The following is a 17712-nucleotide window of genomic DNA, read 5'->3' as shown; positions in this document are numbered from 1 at the left end:
AGTGACTGGACTCGACACCCCGGACCTTTACGGAAAGTCACAACCGATCACGTCAGAAAGACCCCGGACCACAGCCGAGCAGAAACGATCACCCTTGGGCGCGGGTGCGACCACCGCGCGCCAACGAGGCTGGAACGGTCCTTGCTTCAACCTCTATGATCGGCACACTTTCCCATGTGGACACGCGCCTCCGGCGGCCCTCCACCGTCCGGCCGACGGACCCCGACCCCACCTGTTCGAGACGACTGCACAGCGGGAGCCAGCCGTGAACGGAACCCCTGAAGGACCGGGTCCGGTGCCGGGATCCGTCCGGCCACCGGTCACAGAGCGTCAGACCGTCGGCAGGACCGCGGCCGAGCTGCACGACTACCGGGCCGCCTTCAACACCGCGCGGCTCGGCATGGCCGTCGTGGACCGTGAAGGGCTGGTCGTCACCGCCAACGCCGCGCTCGGCGGGCTGCTGGGCGCCGAACCCGCGACGCTGGCCCGCCAGACCGCCTCCTGCCTCGTGGACCTGGCGGCGGACACCCGCACCTGGTACGCGTACCGGGAAGTACTGCGGGGCCGCCGCTCCAGCTTCCGCTGCACCCGCAGGCTCAAGCACGCGGACGGCCACTCGCTCTGGGCCGAGGTCAGCGTCGCCCCCTTCCCCGACAGCTCCCAGGTGCTGCTCTCGGTCGCCGACGTCAGCGACCGGCGCGAGCTCCGGGCCAAGCTGCGCCACCTCCAGATGCACGACCCGGTGACCCGGCTGCCGAACCGCACCCTGTTCTTCGAGCGGCTGTCGGCGGCGCTCGATCCGTCGGCGTACGAACAGCCGGGCACCGGCCGGATCGGGCTCTGCTATCTCGACCTCGACGGCTTCAAGGCGGTCAACGACACACTGGGCCACCGGTTCGGCGACCGGCTGCTCGGCGTGGTCGCCTCCCGCCTGACCCACTGCGCCGACCAGTCCGGTTACGGACGCAGCAGCGGCCATCTGGTGGCCAGGCTGGGAGGTGACGAATTCGCCCTGCTCGTCGAGGACTCCACCGGCACGGACCAGCTGGCCGACCTCGCCGCATCCGTACTCGCCGCGCTCCAGGAGCCGTTCGACCTCGGTGGCCAGCGGCTCTCGGTGTCCGCTTCGATCGGCGTGGTGGAGCGGCTCGCCGAAGGCACCACAGCCACCGGGCTGATGCAGGATGCCGACACCACTCTGTACTGGGCAAAGGCGGACGGAAAAGCGCGCTGGACGCTCTTCGACCCGGAGCGCAACGCTCACCGGATGACCCGGCAGGCGCTCTCCTCGACTCTGCGCCCCGCCGTGGACGACGGCGAGTTCGTCCTGGAGTACCAGCCGCTGGTGGACCTGGCGGACGGGGAGCTCAAGGGGGTGGAGGCGCTGGTGCGCTGGAACCACCCGCAGTTCGGCCGGCTGACGCCGAACCGGTTCATCGGACTGGCGGAGGAGGACGGCTCGATCGTCCAGCTCGGCGCGTGGGTCCTGCGCACCGCCTGCCGGCAGGCGCGGGCCTGGCAGCTCGAACACCCCTCTCGCCCACCGCTGTTCGTGAGCGTCAACGTCGCCGTACGGCAGGTGTGGGACTCGGATCTGGTCGCCGACGTCGCCGGGATCCTCGCCGAGACGGGCCTGGCGCCCGACCTGCTCCAGCTGGAGCTCACCGAGTCGGCGGTGATGGGGTCGGCCGGACGGCCGTTGCAGGCGCTCCAGGACCTCAGCGACATGGGCGTCCAGATCGCGATCGACGACTTCGGGACCGGCTACTCGAACCTGGCGTATCTGAGCAGGCTGCCGGTGTCGGTGCTGAAACTGGACGGCTCGTTCGTCCGCGGGTTCCGGTACGACGCGGGAGCGCACCCGAACCCGGCCGACGAGATGATCGTCGAGGCACTGGTGCAGCTGGCACACCGGCTGGGGCTCACTGTCACCGCCGAATGCGTGGAGACGACGGGGCAGGCGGCACGGCTGCGCAGGATCGGATGCGACACCGGGCAGGGCTATCTCTACTCACGGGCGGTACCACCGGAGGAGATCGGCGCCCTGCTGGGCCGGGCCGCGGTCCAGCGGAACTGAGCGGCGGAACCGCCCGTGCGAGCGCAGAGCGGGCCCGGCCGTGAGGCCTGCCCGCGGACAGTGAGCGATCCGTGAAACCACTGCGCGGCAGCGTCCCGCCCGTAAGCTGATTGACGCAGACGCGTCACGGTGGATCCATCGTATGTGCGGGGGACTTGAGATATGCGGCCACTGGAACCGCTGGCCGGGGACGACCCGGCCGAAGTCGGAGGCTTTCGCTTACTGGGCGTGCTGGGGCACGGCGGTATGGGGCGGGTGTACCTGGCCCGCAGCCGGGGTGGGCGCCTTGTCGCCGTGAAAGTGGTGCACCCGCACCTGGCAGCGGACAAGCGGTTCCGGACCCGGTTCGCGAGTGAGGTGGAGACGGCGCGGCTGCTGAGCGGTCAGGCGGACCACGTCCGCACCGCCCTCGTCCTTGCCGCCGATCCGGACCGCCGTGCAGCCATGGGTGGCGACCGGCTACGTGGCGGGCAGCGATCTGGCGGACATCGTGGAGGAGCACGGCGCGCTGCCGGACCGCACCGTTCGGGCGCTGGGCTTCGGACTGGCCGAGGCGCTCGACGCCGTGCATGAGCACGGGCTCGTTCACCGGGACGTCAAACCGTTTCTTCGATGCCGGCCCGACGGCCGGTAACGCGGCGGAATGCCAGTCAACTGTCGAGGTGTCCGTGGAGCAGACGGACTTGGGCAGCCGCAACGGGGACATCGTGATGTTCACGGCCGCCGCTCCGATCACCACGCTCGGCGTCCTGTCCCGAGCAGGGTGAGCAGCGGAACCACCCGTACAGCGCTGAGCCGCCCCACCCGGAGGGGGTGAGGCGGCTCAGGGTACGTGCAGGAGGCCGGTGCTACCCCGGCAGTCCGTACGCGTCGGCGATCAGCTCGTACGAACGCAGCCTCGCCTCGCCGCCGTGTGCGTTGGCCGTGATCATCAACTCGTCGGCGCCCGTGCGCTTCTGGAGGTCGTCGAGTCCGGAGCGGACCTCGTCGGCGGTGCCCGAGATGATGTTCTTCAGCCAGCCGTCCACGAACTCCCGCTCCAGCGGGCTGAATTCATACGCCGCCGCCTCTTCGGGCGTCGGCACGAGCCCCGGGCGGCCGGTGCGCAGCCTGACCATGGACAGGGCGCCGGAGAGGATCTGCCGGTGCGCCTCCTTCTCGTCGTCGGCCGCGAGAGCCGCGACGCCGATCAGGGCGTACGGGGCGTCGAGCACCGCCGACGGCCGGAAGGACTCCCGGTAGAGGTCGAGTGCCGGGATGGTGTTCTGCGCCGAGAAGTGGTGCGCGAAGGCGAACGGCAGGCCCAGCGTGCCGGCCAGCCGCGCACTGAAGCCGGACGAACCGAGCAGCCACACCGGCGGGCGGCCGGCCGGGCCCTGGACCGGTCCTGGCACGGCGTGGATGCGCGCGTACGGGTGGCCGTCCGGGAAGTCGTCGTCCAGGAACCTGATCAACTCCGCGAGCTGCTGCGGGAATTCGTCAGCTCCTTCATGGAGCCGGTCGGAGCGGCGGAGTGCGGCGGCGGTGGCGCCGTCGGTGCCGGGGGCCCGGCCGAGACCCAGGTCGACCCGCCCCGGCGCCATCGCCTCCAGCGTGCCGAACTGCTCGGCGATCACCAGCGGTGCGTGGTTGGGCAGCATCACACCGCCGGAGCCGAGCCTGATGCGGTCCGTATGAGCGGCGAGGTGCGCGAGCAGCACCGCCGGCGACGACGAGGCGACACCGGGCATGGAGTGGTGCTCGGCCACCCAGTACCGGTGGAAGCCACGGCGTTCGGCGAGCTTCGCGATGTCCACTCCGGTGCGGATGGCCTGGGTGGCGGTGCGCCCTTGCCCCACGGTCACCAGGTCCAGTACGGACAGGGGTACGGGGGCGGTTCCGGCCGCCTTGCCTTGAATCGGGTCCACCGCGCTGGGCCTTTCTGGTTGTCGGCCAGGTACAGCGTCAGCAACAGGGGACGGTCTCCGCTTATTCCCGGCGGCGGTCCCGGCCCCTCCGGCCCGATGACATCGAGGGGCCCGGGGAAACGGAAGGCGCGGGGTGGGGCGGAGATCCGCCGCACCCCGCGCCTCAGTGCCTCACGCCCGCCGGGCGAAGAGCTTCCCCAGCCGGTCGCCCGGGACCTTCCGGTCGGCCAGCCGCAGCCCTTCCCACACGGACACCTGGTTCGCCGTGAGCACCGGCTTCCCCAGGACCTGCTCCAGTTCCTGCACGTACGCCGCCGTGTGCAGCGCGGTGTCGGGAAGCAGCAGCACATCGGCCGACGGGTGATCGCCGGCCAGCGCCAGTTCGATGACCTCGTCGCGCCCCCAGGTGCCGACCTCGGCAGCGGTGATGATGCCGCTGCCGCGGGTCGCCGTCACCTCGACACCGGCCGACTTGAGGAAGGTGGCGAAGTACCCCGCCACGTCCTCCGGATATGTCGCGGCGATGGCGACCTTCTCCGCGCCGAGGTACTGGATCGCGTGCGCGAAGGCGAAGGACGTACTGGACGCCGGCATACCGGCCGCTCGGGCCAGGTCCCGGATCTGCTCGTGCGCGCCTTCCCAGCCGTAGACGAAGCTGCCGCTCGTGCACGCCCACACCACCGCCTCGGCCCCGGCGAGCCGCAGCTCCTCTATACCCGCCGCGAGCCGGTCCGCAGCGCCCATCTCGATGAGGGCGTCCACCCGGTGCGCGTCCTCGCCGATGTCGGTGTGGACGACGGGCAGTCTCACGTCGGACGCCAGGAGCTGCTCGATGCGCTCGTAGTCGTCCTCCGCGGAATGCCCCGGGTAAAGGAACCCGACCGCTGTCATGTCCAGCCTCCCTGTTCTTCGGGCGGATCTTCTGCCAGTGCGCTGGCGGGTTCGGGCAGGACTGCCGGTGACGGATCGGGCGCCGAATCGATCAGCAGCTGCTGGTACGGACCGACGGCGTGAGCGCCGATGTGCCGCAGCGCCGCCCACATCGTGACCTGGTTCGCCGAGAGCACCGGCATCCGCAGCTCCGCTTCGAGCTGCGGGATCACGTCGTACGTCGGAAGGTTGGTACAGCTGATGAAGAGCGCGTCCGCCGAACCGATCACCGCCTGTCGAGCCATGTCCACCACATCGCGGTACGGGACCTTCCAGATGTGCCTGGTGAGGCCGAGAAAGGCCCGCCCGGTGACGACTGTCCCCGCTTCGCCGAGGTATTCCTCAAGGGAAGACGTCACAGATTCAGTGTAGGGCGTGACCAGGGCGATCCGCCGTGCGCCGAGCTGCCGGAAGGCCTCCAGGAGAGCTCCCGACGTGGTGATCGACGGAAGGTCGCAGGCCGTGGTCATCGCCGTGCACATACCCCGTTCACCTGCGACTCCGCCCACGAAGCTGCCGCTGGTGCAGGCGTACGCCACCACCTGCGGCGCGACCGCGCTCAGGGCCAGGACCGCTTCCCGGAGCGTTTCGTGTTCGCTCACCAGCCGGGCGAGGTCCAGGGAGACTTCCACCGGTACGTAGGGGGTACGCGTCAGATGGAGTGAGACGTCGTCCGGCACCCACCGCCACAGCTCTCTGTCGAGAGCGAAGTCAAAAGGGGCTACGACACCCACACCACGTTGTGGCTGTGGTCCGCCGAGAAAGGAGATGTCCATTGTTGCCCCCCAAGTGATGTGGGTGAGGCCGCTGTGGTTCTGCTGTCGACGGTAGGGTCGCTGTGCGAGCCCGGTCAATCCGTACATGTCAGACGTTGCAATGTGCTTACTCCGACGAAACCCGACCGACCCCAGTCGAAGGACCGCGCGCATGTCCGAAACCGCTGACCAGAGCGCTGAACCGACCCTTCTCGTACTGGACGCGGCCCCGCTGCCGCGCCTCGAGAAACTTGCCGGACGGGCGAACATCGTGCACGCGGACGCGCACACGCTCGGCGATCAACTCCCCTACGCGGACGCTCTGCTGGTCTGGGACTTCCTCTCCGACGCGGTCCGCAGAGCCTGGCCGGGCGAGGGAGCGCGTCCCCGCTGGGTGCACACCGCGAGCGCCGGCGTCGACCACCTCCTCTGTCCCGAACTGGCCGCTTCGGACACCGTGGTGACCAACGCACGCGGCATCTTCGACCAGCCGATCGCCGAGTACGTCGCGGGCCTCGTCCTCGCCTTCGCCAAGGACTTCTCCGGCACGCTGGAGCTCCAGCGCCGCCGGCACTGGCAGCACCGCGAGACCCGGCGCGTCGCGGGCACGCGGGCGGTGGTGGTCGGCTCGGGGCCCATCGGCCGGGCGATCGCCGACACGCTGACCGCACTCGGCGTCCGGGTGGCTCTGGTCGGGCGGACGGCGCGCGGCGAGGTGCACGGCGCGGACGAGCTGCACCTGCTGCTCCCCCGGGCCGACTGGGTGATCTGTGCGGCACCGCTCACCGATGTCACCCGGGGCATGTTCGACGCGCACACCTTCGGCACGATGCAGCCGTCGGCGCATTTCATCAATGTGGGGCGCGGGGCGCTCGTCGTCGAGGACGACCTGGCCGACGCGCTCGGGAAGCGGTGGCTCGCCGGGGCGGCACTCGATGTCTTCGAGCAGGAGCCGCTGCCCGCCGGAAGCAGGCTCTGGGACGTGCCCGGCCTGGTGGTCTCTCCGCACATGAGCGGCGACACCGCCGGCTGGCGGGACGACCTCGGTGAGCAGTTCCTCCACCTGTTCGACAAGTGGGCGAACGGAGAGCCCCTGCCGAACGTGGTCGACAAGAAACGTGGGTACGTCCACAGCCATGACTGACCTCTGCGACCTCACCGCCCGACAACTCCTGGCCGACTACCGGAAGGGCACCTTCACCCCGGTCGACGCGGCCCGCGCCGTGCTGCACAGGGCCGAGGTGGTGCAGCCCGGAGTGAACGCCTTCGTCCGGATCGAGTCCGCCGCGGCACTGGAGCAGGCCGAGGCGTCGGCGGCACGCTGGCGCGCGAACGAACCGCGGGGGCTGCTCGACGGGGTGCCGGTCACGGTCAAGGACATCCTGCTGATGCGCGGAGGGCCGACGCTGCGGGGATCGAGGACCGTACCGCCGGGCGGGAAGTGGGACGAGGACGCGCCGTCGGTTGCCCGGCTGCGGGAGCACGGCGCGGTCTTCGTGGGCAGGACGACGACGCCCGAGTTCGGGTGGAAGGGCGTCACCGACTCACCGCGGCACGGTGTGACCCGCAACCCGTACGACACGTCCCGCACATCGGGCGGCTCCAGCGGCGGCACCGCCGCGGCGGTGGCGCTCGGGGCGGGGCCGCTCGGTCTGGGGACGGACGGCGGGGGCTCGGTGCGGATCCCGGCCTCGTTCTGCGGGATCTTCGGGCTGAAGCCGACGTACGGACGGGTCCCGCTGTATCCGGCCAGCGCCTTCGGGACGCTCGCTCACGTCGGTCCGATGACCCGGGACGCCGCGGACGCGGCACTGCTGATGGACGTGATCAGCGGCCCCGACCCACGCGACTGGTCACAGCTGGCCCCGCCCGCCGGGAGCCTGCTCACCGGCCTCGACGGCGGCGTGAAGGGGCTGCGGATCGCGTACTCGCCCAGCTTCGGCGGCCGGGTGGCGGTCGGACCGGAGGTGGCGGCCGCGACCCGGCAGGCGGTGAGCCGGCTCGCCGAGCTCGGCGCGTACGTCGAGGAGACGGATCCCGATCTGCCCGACCCGGTCGCCGCCTTCCACACGCTGTGGTTCAGCGGGGCCGCCCGGGTGGCGGAGCATCTCAGCAGCGAGCAGCGGGAGTTGCTGGACCCGGGGCTGCGGGAGGTCGTCGCGGAGGGCGAGCGGTACTCGGCGCTGGACTACCTGGCGGCCGTGGACGTACGGATGGAGCTGGGCCGGCGTATGGGCCTCTTCCACCAGCGGTACGACCTGCTCGTCACACCGACCCTGCCGCTCACCGCCTTCGAGGCCGGGCTGGAGGCGCCCAGGGATTCGGGGCACCGGCGCTGGACCGGGTGGACCCCGTTCACCTACCCGTTCAACCTGACCCAGCAGCCCGCGGCCTCGGTGCCCTGCGGCACGGACGGGGCGGGGCTGCCGGTCGGGGTGCAGCTGGTGGGGGCGCGGCATGCGGATGCCGTCGTGCTCCGGGCCGCGCACGCGCTGTACGAGGCCGGGGCGGGCCTGACCAGGCCCGCCGGTATTCGGCTGTGACACGGGGCGTCCGGTGGCGGGCCGGAAAGGGGCTAGGGCCCCTTAGGACCCTTACGCCCGCCGGAAGTTGAGCGTCTCGCCGGTCGCGCCGGACCGCCAGAGGTCCTGACACGCGCCGGCCATCCGGTCGAGCCCTTCCACCACGGTGCCCCACACGATGCCGGGCACCCAGCCGGTATCCCCGTTGATCAGCAGGTTGTTCCGCTCGTAGAAGAGCGCCAGGTCGACCACCGTCGTACGTCCGCGATGGCCGGCCGCCGTCTCATAGCCGTACGAATCCGTGCCCAACACCGTTTCGGAGAAGGTGAAATAGCAGAGATCTCCCGGAATGGGGGTGACCGTCGGATTCTCCAGCGGCGGTTCCTGCGGCGCGAAGCCCGGCATCAGCGCGTAGATCTCGTTGCGCGCGTACTTCGCGTGATAGACATCGCCGCCCAGCGGCAGTGCGTCCCACACGGCCGCGCAGGTCACCGGCGCCTTGTCGTCGAGGAGCTTCGCCGTGCAGCTCACACCGCGCTTGTCGAGGGACAGTTCCACGAATCGATCGCTCATCCCCCCATGGTTTCCCCCGGGGCCCCCGTGCGGTCAAGGCCGCCTCCCGGCACGTTGGGCTCGAATTGACCGGCATATCTGGGCTGATGGCGGGTAAGCGCGCGCCCATGGCTTCACCACCAGGGAATGACTCAGGAAGCACCACAAGACGCCTCATCCGACCCATCCAGCCCATACGCCGCCGTTCGCTGCTGCTCGGCATGGCGGGTCTGGGCGCCGCGGGGGCGCTCGGGGCAGCCGGCTGCAGCCGGGTACCGACCGGAGACACACTCGCCAGGCTCAAGTCGCAGGGGACGGTCAGGCTCGGCATCGCGGGCGAGGTGCCGTACGGGTACATCAATGAGCAGGGGGATTTCACCGGCGAGGCCGTGGAGCTCGCGAAGATAATCTTCAAACGGCTCGGTGTCGGCCATGTTCAGCCGGTCGCGACGGACTTCGCCTCGCTGATACCGGGGCTCAACTCCCAGCAGTTCGACTGTGTGTCGGCCGGGATGTACATCAACAAGGAACGCTGTCAGCAGGTCATCTTCGCCGATCCCGAGTACCAGATGCTGGATGCCTTCATCGTCCGCAAGGGCAACCCGAAGAATCTGCACAACTACCAGGACTGTGTGAAGGCCAAGGCGAAGTTCGCCACCGGCACCGCGTACGCCGAGATCGCCTACGCCGTCGCCGCGGGCTACAAGGAGAAGGACATCGTCATTCTCCAGGACCAGGTGGCGGGCCTGAACGCAGTCGAGTCCGGCCGGGTCGATGTCTTCGCCGGTACCTCACTGACCGTGCGCGAAGTGGTGAAGAAGAGCCACAAGGCCGAGGCCACCAAGGCTTTCGCGACCACGATCGACGGCAAGAAGAAGATCGACGGCGGAGGGTTCACCTTCCGACCGACCGACACCTCGCTCCGTGACGCCTTCAACGTCGAGATCCACAAGATGAAGAAGAGCGGCGAACTCTTCCGGGTGCTCCAGCCGTTCGGGTTCACCAAGGACGAGATGACCACGCTGACGGCCAAGGAGCTGTGCGCATGACGTCCGGACTGTGGCAGCACTGGGTGCTTCCGGGCATCTGGATCACCATCCAACTCACCCTGTACAGCGCGGCCCTGGCCGTCACCGTGGCCTTCGGGATAGGCATGGCCAGGTCCCACCGCTCGCGCGTGGTGCGTTTCCTGGCCGGTTTCTACACGGAGATCTTCCGCGGCACGTCGTCCCTGGTGCTGATGTTCTGGATCTTCTTCGTGCTGCCGAACCTGTTCGGCTGGGCACTGGTGCCGATGTGGGCCGCGGTGCTCGCCCTGGGGCTCTCGTACGGGGCGTACGGCGCCGAGATCGTCCGCGGCGCGCTCAACTCGGTCGCCCCGGCCCAGCGCGAGGCAGGTGTCGCGCTCAACTTCACCCCGTGGCAGCGGATGCGGCTCATCCTGCTGCCGCAGGCGATTCCCGAGATGATGCCGCCGTTCTCGAACCTGCTGATCGAGCTGCTCAAGGGCACGGCGCTGGTCTCACTGCTCGGCGTCGGAGATGTGTCGTTCGCCGCCTACCTGGTGCGGCTCGCCACCCAGGAGAGCTCCAAGATCTACTCGGTGGTTCTGGTCATCTACTTCGTCATCGCGTTCGTACTCACTCGCGGGATGCGGGCACTTGAGCGCAAGACCCGGGCCAATCTCGGCCTCACGGCCACCGGAGGTGCCCGATGAACAGCTGGGACTGGTCCGCCGTCGCGGACTTCATGCCACGTTTCTGGGACGGGCTGCTCACCACCCTCCAGATCCTGGTGCTCGGCTCGGTCCTGTCCTTCACCCTGGGCCTGGTCTGGGCGCTCGGCTACCGGGTGCGGAGCCGCTTCGTTCGGTGGCCGGTCAACTTCGTCACCGAGTTCATCCGCAACACCCCACTGCTGGTACAGCTGTTCTTCCTCTTCTTCGTGCTGCCCGAGTGGGGTATCCAGTTCTCCGCGCTGACCACCGGCACGGTCGCGATCGGAGTGCACTACTCCACGTACACCGCGCAGGTGTACCGCGCCGGCATCGACGCGGTACCGGTCGGGCAGTGGGAGGCCGCGACCGCACTCTCCCTGCCCCGCAGCCGCACCTGGACAGCGGTGATCCTCCCGCAGGCGATCCGCCGGGTGCTCCCGGCGCTCGGCAACTACGTCATCGCGATGCTGAAGGACACACCCCTGGTCGTCGCGATCAGCGTGCTGGACCTGCTGGGTCAGGCCCGCCTGGAGGGCGGAATGACCTTCCAGTACAACGAGGCGCTCACCGTCGTCGGCGTCGCCTTCATCGTCATCGCCTATCCGGCATCTCTTCTTGTACGAGCCCTGGAGCGCCGCCTTGTCCGCTGACGCGAACCCCGCGAACCCCAACACCCCCGAGAACGCCGAGACCGCCCCGAACACAGCGACCTCCCAGGCCGCAGCAGGCACAACGGATCTCGCGAAGACACCGGAGGCCGTCAAGACTCCGTCGACACCGGTCACCGCCAGAGAACTGATCCGCTTCGACAACGTCACCAAGCGGTTCGGCGAGAACACCGTCCTCGACAATCTCTGCTTCTCGGTTCAGCCGGGCAAGCACGTGACCCTCATCGGACCTTCCGGTTCCGGAAAGACGACGATTCTCAGACTCCTGATGACGCTGCTCAAACCGGACGAAGGGGTGATCACCGTCAACGGTGACCAGCTCTTCCCGTCCAACGGCGAGAAGCAGCTCCGCGAGGTGCGCAAGAACATCGGCATGGTGTTCCAGCAGTTCAACCTCTTCCCCAACATGTCGGTGCTGCGCAACATAACCGAGGCCCCCGTACGGGTCCTCGGGATGTCCAAGGACGAGGCGTCCGAACGCGCCAAGGGCCTGCTCGACCTGGTCGGGCTCGGTGACCGGGCGGACGCCAAGCCGAACCAGCTCTCCGGCGGACAGCAGCAGCGCGTGGCCATCGCGCGTGCGCTGGCGATGCGTCCGCAGGTACTGCTGCTCGACGAGGTCACATCGGCACTCGACCCGGAGCTGGTGGCCGGGGTCCTTGATGTACTGCGCGACATCGCCCGCACGACCGACATCACCATGCTGTGCGTCACCCACGAGATGAACTTCGCCAGGGACATCTCCGACGATGTGCTGATGTTCGATTCCGGCAAGGTGATCGAGTCCGGTTCCCCGGAGAAAATCTTCACCGCCCCGGAGCACGAGCGGACGCGGGAGTTCCTCAGCGCAGTGCTCTGACCTCAGGCTCCATTTCCGGAATCATGACTCTGGCATATGCCATGGTGGCGCGCCCCAGCTTGACGGCGCGGGGCGCGCCATCAAGTCGTCAACCGGCCCCCCACAACAGCGTCTTGGCGGCTATCGTGGTACGCGAGCAAACGGTCACAACCTGTAGGGGGAACTGTGGCGCTGAAGCCCGAGCCGACTGCGCCGTTCCATTCGGTGCAGTACGCACTCCGCGTACTGGAGACCGTCTCCAAGTACGGCGGCGGCGTGACCGACGCCGACATCGCGCGTGAGACCGGCCTGCCCACCTTCCACCTCTCCGCCCTGCTGCTGATGCTGCGCCGCGAGGGATACGTGGAGCAGATCAGTGACGGCGCCTACGTCATCGGTGATTCGCTCGTCCTGCTCGGCTCCGGTGCCACCCGCGAGACCGCGCTCCAGGCCAAGCTGCAGGACACCCTGGAGCAGCTGCGCGACTCGGTCGGCGCCGCTGTGTACATCAGCCGCTACATCGACGGCGAAATGAAGATCACCCAGGTCGCCGACGGTCCGCTGACGCCCGCGGTCCAGGAGTGGGTGGACTTCCGCTCGTCGGCCCATGCCAGCGCGGCTGGAAAGTGCCTGCTGAACCAGCTCGACCAGAACGGCCGCCGGGACCACATCTCACGCCACAGGATCGCCCGGCTCACCTCGAAGACCATCACCAGCGAACGGGTGCTCTTCTCCAAGCTGGACTCCCAGCCCGCGACCGTCCCCGTGCTCGACATCCAGGAGTACGCGGTGGGCACGGTCTGCGCCGCGGTGCCGCTCACCGCGGGCTCCGCGGTCGGCTGCCTGGCGCTCTCACTGCCGATCGAGCACGCCCACCGGCTTCGCGCGGCGGCGGATTCACTGAACCGGCAGGCCGCGCCCGTGGTGCTCTCGCTCACCATCTGAGGCCGGTTCCGCGGGCGATCTTCATCTGGTTTGGAGCACCCCGCCGGACCAGCTACTATTTCCGAGTCAGCACGCGCCGCTAGCTCAGTTGGTTAGAGCAGCTGACTCTTAATCAGCGGGTCCGGGGTTCGAGTCCCTGGCGGCGCACAGACGGAAGAAGCCCCTCGCGAAAGCGGGGGGCTTCTTCGTGTGCGGCCACGGGGCGCGCTCCGCGCGACGCACAGACCGGCCGGAGCCGTCGTCGCCATCGCCGCGACCGCGGGCCAGGGGCCGCCAGGGGGTGGCCCTGCGCGTCAGAACAAGCCTCGCGCGTACGGCCCAGCGCGCACCCGGGACCCGAGTCCGGGGCGGCGCCCACCGGCACCACCCAAGCCCGCATCTCCGGCTCCCGGCCTCCCCGCACCCTCGCCCGGCTGCGCCACCGCACCGCACTGCACCGCACCACTGCACCACTGCACCACTGCCCGCCGAGAAATATACAGCTGTATTACACAGACGTTCTATACAGACGTTTAATACACTCGTACAGTCCTCGTCATGACGCTCCAGACGAAAACGAACCCGACGGGCCTTGCGGCCCGCGCCGGCCGCAAGGAGTGGACCGCCTTCGTCGTCCTCCTGCTGCCGCTCCTCCTGGTCTCGATGGACGTGTCCGTCCTGTTCTTCGCCATTCCGTCCATCAGCCGGGAGCTCGACCCGAGCAGCACCCAGCAGCTCTGGATCTTCGACATCTACGCGTTCGCCCTCGCTGGGCTGCTCATCACGATGGGGTCGCTCGGCGACCGGATCGGCCGGCGCAAGCTGCTGATGTTCGGAGCCGCGGCCTTCGGCGTGGCTTCCGTCGGGGCCGCGTACGCGCAGAGCGCCGAGATGCTCATCGCCGCACGGGCCGTGCTGGGCGTCGGCGGGGCGACGCTGATGCCGTCCACCATGGCGCTGATCCGGAACATGTTCACCGACGAGAAGCAGCGCTCCAAGGCGATCGGCGTGTGGTCGGGCGCCATGGCCGGTGGGATCGCGCTCGGTTCGGTGATGAGCGGCATCATGCTGGAGCACTTCTGGTGGGGCTCGGTCTTCCTGATCAATGTGCCCGCGATGCTGCTGCTTCTGGTCCTGGTCCCTTTCCTGGTTCCGGAGTTCAAGGACCCGGAGCCCGGCCGGTTCGACCTGCTGAGCGTGCCGCTGTCCATGGGGTCCGTGCTCCCGGTGATCTACGGCATCAAGGAGATGGCGGCCGACGGGTTCACCGTGCCGATGCTGCTGTGTGTCCTGGCGGGCCTGGCTGTCGGCACCGTATTCGTCCGCCGGCAGCGCTCGGGCCGCTCAACGATGATCAGCCGGGCGCTGTTCAGGAAGCGGGGGTTCGGCGCCGGGATCACGCTCAACGCGCTGGCCGCGTTCGCCATGATGGGCTCCTCGTACTTCACCACGCAGTACCTCCAGTCGGTGCTCGGCATGAGCACGATGGAGGCTGCCCTCTGGTCCATGGCCCCTTCGATCGCGGTGGGTGTCGCGGCCCCGACCGCCACCGCTGTCGCCCAGCGGGTGCGCCGTTCGTCCGTGGTCGCAGCCGGGTTCGTCATCGCGGCGGCCGGTTTCGTCGTGCTGAACCTCACCGGGACGGACTCCCTGTGGCTCCTGCTCGTGGGTGCGGCCGTCAGCAGCAGCGGCATCGTGACCGTGATGGCGCTGGTCGCCGACATGGCTCTCGCGTCGGCTCCGGTGGAGAAGGCGGGTTCGGCGGCGTCCCTCCTGGAAACAGGCCAGGAGTTCGGCGGCGCGATGGGGATGGCGGTCCTCGGCTCGATCGGCACAGCGGTCTACCGGGTCGACATCCCGGCCTCGGCGCCGGACCAGGTACGGGCGACGCTGGGCGGTGCGCGGGCCGTTGGGGACCAGGGAATGGTGGATGTGGCGCGGGAGGCGTTCGTGCACGGGATGCACTTCGCGGCGGCGGGCGGAGCAGCGCTGCTGCTGGCCGGGGCCGTCCTCACCGTGGCAACACTGCGGGGAGGCAAGGCCGCAGTGGAGGGCGGGGCCACGCTGGAAGGCGAGGCGACGGCTGAACCCGTGCCGGCGGCGTAACCGGGACCGGGCGGCGCGCCAAGGACCGGCAGAGCCGCCCGGGATCAGCGGTGCAACCAGGATCGGCCGCGCAACCCGCGTCGACGGCACAGCGGGCCGGCGGCGCGGGTTCCGGCCGACAGGCGTGGCCCCGGTCCCCCTCTCCCCTCGCCGGGCCCGTCCGGACCACGCCCTTAGCGGGACAGCAGGTCGCCGCGGCCCCGCGCCCCGTACTCCGCCACCAGCCGCTCCACGTCCTCCGCGGTGAGCGGCCCATATGTCCCGTCCACCGCGCGCCACACCGGATCGCCACAGCGGAAGCCCTCCCGGCGCAGCCCGACACGGTGGACCTTGTTCGTCGCCGTGACCGGCATCGCGTGGACGACCCGCACGTACGACGGCGCCATCTTCGTTCCCAGGTCGGGCTGTTCGCACAGGAACTCGGCGAACGCCGCCGGGTCGAAGGTGACGCCCTCGCGCAGGGCGAGGGCCGCCATCACCTGGTCGCCCGCCACCGGGTCGGGCACCGCGTACACCGCCACCGCCGCGGCGTCCGCCCAGCGGGCCAGGATGTTCTCGATCATCGCGGCGGCCAGGTTCTCGCTGTCGACGCGCAGCCGGTCGTCCGTACGGCCCGCGAAGTAGAGGAAGCCGTCGGCGTCACGGTAGAAGAGGTCGCCCGTCCAGTACCAGCCACCACGTCTGCGGTCGGCGTCCGCGCCCTCGTTGCGCCAGTACCCTTCGAACGGGTTGGGCCCCCGGTTGACCAACTCGCCTATCGCTTCGGTGCTGTTGAGCAGCCCGCCCCCCGAGTCGAAAATGGCACTGGGCCGCTCCTCGCAGGTGCCGGGGTCGACCACCGCCAGGTCGTCGCCCGGCGCCGGCCGGCCGATCGCCCCTTGAGGGGTGTCCGGGGTCCGCTGGACCGCCGCGCCGCCCTCGGAAGAGCCGTATCCCTCGACCAGTCGCACACCGAACCGTTCGGCGAAGCGTGCCGCGTCCACCGCGCCCGCCTCCGTACCGAATCCGATCCGCAGCGGGTGGGCGCGGTCGTCGGGGTGCTCGGGGGTTTCCAGCAGATACTGCACGGCGCGGCCGACATAGGTGAAGTACGTGGCGCCGTGGGCCCGTACGTCCTCCAGAAAGCGGGACGCCGAGAAGCGCGGGCGCAGCACGGTGGTGGCGCCGCCCGCCACCGCGGGGGCCCAGTTGGCGATCACCGCGTTGCCGTGGAACATCGGCATGCAGATGTAGTGCACGTCGTCGCCGGTGAGCCCGAAGTGGGTGACCAGGGACTGTCCGGCGGCCGCCAGCCGACCCTGGGTACAGATCGCCGCCTTGGGTGCCCCTGTGGAACCCGACGTGAAGTAGAGGAGCATGCGGGTGGCCGGGGAGGCAGGGGCCACGGCCGCTTCGCCGGGGACGGCGTCGGCGTAAGGGGCGAGCAGTTCGCGGTAGGCGTCGGTATCGGTGACCAGTATCCGTACGCCCGGCAGCTCCAGACCGTCGAGCAGCGGCAGCAGCTCCCGTGAGGTGATCACCACCCGGCAGTCGGTGTGCAGGATGTCGCGGGCCAGTTCGGACCCGCGCCGGGTGGGGTTGATCCCGGCGACGGCGGCCCCCGCGAGGGCCGCCGCGCTCAGCCAGAGCGGGAATTCCGGGGTGTTGTGGAGCAGCACCCCGATGTGGGGTTCCGCCCCGGCCGGGAGCAGATCCACGAGAAGCGCGGCCCGTGCCGCCGCGCCGGAGGCGACCTGATGGTGACTCAGGACCAGTTCGCCGGACCTCAGTCCGGGCCGCTGGTCGCCCCATTGACGCTGCACGAGCTCCGCGAAGGTACCTGTGCTCCTCATGGCGCCGCACGTTAACTGACAGAGCGTCAGAATTGAACGCCCGGAGACAGCCGGTAGAAGATGACCGGCCGGAACCGGACCATCACGGACGACCTGCCGGACACGTCGGTCAGAGGGTGACGTCCGAGCAGGCGTAGAACGCGTTACCCGTGTCGGCGATGTTCCACACGGCCAGAATCATGTGGTGCCCGGTCTTCTGGGTGGGGATCGTGCCCTGCTGCGAGACGGTTCCGGGCGGCTGCTGGTTGCCGTACGGCACCGTCATGAACGGCTGCGGGTCGAGGTCGGCCCTGGTGAGCGGCTTCGAGTCGTCCCATCCGTTCTTGGTGATGAAGTACTCGAAGTCGGTGGTGGCGTGCCTGGCGGTGAACTGCCAGCGGAAGGTATACGCCTGACCGCCCGTCAGCTTGGTGGTGGGCCAGGCGTCGCCGTTCGGGGTCTTCGCCCCGTCGAGCTGGGCGAAGTCGTCATGTGCGCCGGAACAGATCTTGCCGTCGGCGGGTCCGGCGCCGGGGAAGCCCTTGGGGGCCTCGACACTCTGCGGTTCGTACTGGATGGCACCGCAGTTGGTGACGGTGGCATTGGCACAGAGCTTCTGCCGGCTGATGGGCTGGTCGGTGTACCCGTGGCTGCTGGCGCTGCCGGTGGCGAGCAGGGAGACGCCCGCCACGGCGAGGCCGACCACGGCCGCACCTATTCTCTTTCGCATGCTGCACTCCTCGGAACTTGGGGGAGTTCGGTGTGCCGAGCTGCGGTCTAGACCAAGTCACAGAGTATGGACACTGGTTCGCCGTGTCCATATCAAACGCAGGTCTGCGCCCGCCAGGCGAGAAGTGCCGGGGAGAAGTACTGCCGCGACGTACCCGGGAGAAGTACGGAAGGAG

At 69.3% G+C, this 17712-nt stretch carries 15 protein-coding genes, 1 tRNA gene and 1 pseudogene; 11 read left to right on the top strand and 6 right to left on the bottom strand.

Going from position 1 to position 17712, the window contains the following annotated elements; translation table 11 throughout:
• Positions 1-265 precede the first annotated feature (265 nt).
• Entirely contained in the window at positions 266-2077 is a 1812-nt protein-coding gene (locus OG584_RS23000) for a putative bifunctional diguanylate cyclase/phosphodiesterase (protein WP_405780559.1), read from the top strand.
• A gap of 171 nt (positions 2078-2248) precedes the next feature.
• A pseudogene (locus OG584_RS22995) lies at positions 2249-2681 on the top strand (protein kinase domain-containing protein); the annotation flags it as partial.
• 244 nt (positions 2682-2925) lie between these two features.
• On the opposite strand, the gene OG584_RS22990 reads toward OG584_RS22995, so the two are convergent.
• From OG584_RS22990 to OG584_RS22980, 3 genes are all read right to left on the bottom strand, one after another.
• On the bottom strand, positions 2926-3984 hold the full coding sequence (locus OG584_RS22990) for an LLM class flavin-dependent oxidoreductase (RefSeq protein ID WP_405780557.1): 1059 nt from the start codon (positions 3982-3984) through the stop codon (positions 2926-2928).
• 171 nt (positions 3985-4155) lie between these two features.
• Positions 4156-4875: a decarboxylase gene (locus tag OG584_RS22985; RefSeq protein WP_405780555.1), complete on the bottom strand. Its 720-nt coding sequence runs from the start codon at positions 4873-4875 to the stop codon at positions 4156-4158.
• A complete protein-coding gene (locus OG584_RS22980) occupies positions 4872-5690 on the bottom strand; it encodes a decarboxylase (RefSeq protein ID WP_405780553.1) in 819 nt (272 codons plus the stop codon). Before OG584_RS22980 ends, OG584_RS22985 begins: the two co-directional genes overlap by 4 nt.
• 151 nt (positions 5691-5841) lie before the next feature.
• Between OG584_RS22980 and OG584_RS22975 the strand changes: the two genes are divergently transcribed.
• Both OG584_RS22975 and OG584_RS22970 read left to right on the top strand, forming a co-directional pair.
• Positions 5842-6813: a D-2-hydroxyacid dehydrogenase gene (locus OG584_RS22975; protein WP_405780552.1), complete on the top strand. Its 972-nt coding sequence runs from the start codon at positions 5842-5844 to the stop codon at positions 6811-6813.
• Positions 6806-8212, top strand: coding sequence for an amidase (locus OG584_RS22970; protein ID WP_405780550.1), 1407 nt, complete (start codon positions 6806-6808; stop codon positions 8210-8212). The genes OG584_RS22975 and OG584_RS22970 overlap by 8 nt, the downstream gene beginning before the upstream one ends.
• Positions 8213-8263: 51 nt before the next feature.
• Here OG584_RS22970 and OG584_RS22965 read toward each other — a convergent pair whose 3' ends face one another.
• Complete coding sequence (locus tag OG584_RS22965) at positions 8264-8764, bottom strand: DUF3830 family protein (protein ID WP_405780548.1); 501 nt, start codon at positions 8762-8764, stop codon at positions 8264-8266.
• Between the two features lie 200 nt (positions 8765-8964).
• Here OG584_RS22965 and ehuB point away from each other — a divergent pair, with 200 nt between their 5' ends.
• The 7 genes from ehuB to OG584_RS22930 all read left to right on the top strand — a co-directional run bounded on the left by ehuB (position 8965) and on the right by OG584_RS22930 (position 14996).
• On the top strand, positions 8965-9792 hold the full coding sequence (gene ehuB, locus OG584_RS22960; protein WP_405780546.1) for an ectoine/hydroxyectoine ABC transporter substrate-binding protein EhuB: 828 nt from the start codon (positions 8965-8967) through the stop codon (positions 9790-9792).
• Complete coding sequence (gene ehuC / locus OG584_RS22955; RefSeq protein WP_405780545.1) at positions 9789-10460, top strand: ectoine/hydroxyectoine ABC transporter permease subunit EhuC; 672 nt, start codon at positions 9789-9791, stop codon at positions 10458-10460. Before ehuB ends, ehuC begins: the two co-directional genes overlap by 4 nt.
• The gene (gene ehuD / locus OG584_RS22950) at positions 10457-11110 is read left to right on the top strand and encodes an ectoine/hydroxyectoine ABC transporter permease subunit EhuD (protein ID WP_405780543.1); all 654 of its coding nucleotides are present in this window, start codon (positions 10457-10459) and stop codon (positions 11108-11110) included. The genes ehuC and ehuD overlap by 4 nt, the downstream gene beginning before the upstream one ends.
• A 145-nt stretch (positions 11111-11255) precedes the next feature.
• Positions 11256-11987, top strand: a complete 732-nt coding sequence (gene ehuA / locus OG584_RS22945; protein ID WP_405784233.1) for an ectoine/hydroxyectoine ABC transporter ATP-binding protein EhuA — start codon at positions 11256-11258, stop codon at positions 11985-11987.
• Positions 11988-12152: 165 nt separating this feature from the next.
• Entirely contained in the window at positions 12153-12911 is a 759-nt protein-coding gene (locus OG584_RS22940; protein WP_405780541.1) for an IclR family transcriptional regulator, read from the top strand.
• 73 nt (positions 12912-12984) lie between these two features.
• Positions 12985-13058: transfer RNA gene (locus tag OG584_RS22935), tRNA-Lys, on the top strand.
• 390 nt (positions 13059-13448) lie between these two features.
• Positions 13449-14996, top strand: a complete 1548-nt coding sequence (locus tag OG584_RS22930; RefSeq protein WP_405780539.1) for an MFS transporter — start codon at positions 13449-13451, stop codon at positions 14994-14996.
• 173 nt (positions 14997-15169) lie between these two features.
• On the opposite strand, the gene OG584_RS22925 is transcribed toward OG584_RS22930, so the two are convergent.
• Positions 15170-16828, bottom strand: a complete 1659-nt coding sequence (locus tag OG584_RS22925; RefSeq protein ID WP_405780537.1) for an AMP-binding protein — start codon at positions 16826-16828, stop codon at positions 15170-15172.
• Positions 16829-16937: 109 nt separating this feature from the next.
• On the bottom strand, positions 16938-17537 hold the full coding sequence (locus OG584_RS22920) for a lytic polysaccharide monooxygenase (protein WP_405780536.1): 600 nt from the start codon (positions 17535-17537) through the stop codon (positions 16938-16940).
• Between the last annotated feature and the right edge of the window lie 175 nt (positions 17538-17712).

The sequence above is a fragment of the Streptomyces sp. NBC_00859 genome, assembly GCF_045161865.1.
GTDB lineage: Bacteria > Actinomycetota > Actinomycetes > Streptomycetales > Streptomycetaceae > Streptomyces.
The sequence above is the reverse complement of the archived record's forward strand: the minus strand, read 5'-3'. Positions and strand labels throughout refer to the sequence as shown.

Coding starts and splice junctions, on each gene's coding strand:
- OG584_RS22985 (WP_405780555.1), bottom strand. CDS start 4,875: ATGACAGCGGTCGGGTTCCTTTACCCGGGGCATTCCGCGGAGGACGAC.
- OG584_RS22980 (WP_405780553.1), bottom strand. CDS start 5,690: ATGGACATCTCCTTTCTCGGCGGACCACAGCCACAACGTGGTGTGGGT.
- OG584_RS22930 (WP_405780539.1), top strand. CDS start 13,449: ATGACGCTCCAGACGAAAACGAACCCGACGGGCCTTGCGGCCCGCGCC.
- ehuD (WP_405780543.1), top strand. CDS start 10,457: ATGAACAGCTGGGACTGGTCCGCCGTCGCGGACTTCATGCCACGTTTC.
- OG584_RS22975 (WP_405780552.1), top strand. CDS start 5,842: ATGTCCGAAACCGCTGACCAGAGCGCTGAACCGACCCTTCTCGTACTG.
- OG584_RS22965 (WP_405780548.1), bottom strand. CDS start 8,764: ATGAGCGATCGATTCGTGGAACTGTCCCTCGACAAGCGCGGTGTGAGC.
- ehuC (WP_405780545.1), top strand. CDS start 9,789: ATGACGTCCGGACTGTGGCAGCACTGGGTGCTTCCGGGCATCTGGATC.
- OG584_RS22925 (WP_405780537.1), bottom strand. CDS start 16,828: ATGAGGAGCACAGGTACCTTCGCGGAGCTCGTGCAGCGTCAATGGGGC.
- ehuB (WP_405780546.1), top strand. CDS start 8,965: ATGGCGGGTCTGGGCGCCGCGGGGGCGCTCGGGGCAGCCGGCTGCAGC.
- OG584_RS22920 (WP_405780536.1), bottom strand. CDS start 17,537: ATGCGAAAGAGAATAGGTGCGGCCGTGGTCGGCCTCGCCGTGGCGGGC.
- OG584_RS22970 (WP_405780550.1), top strand. CDS start 6,806: ATGACTGACCTCTGCGACCTCACCGCCCGACAACTCCTGGCCGACTAC.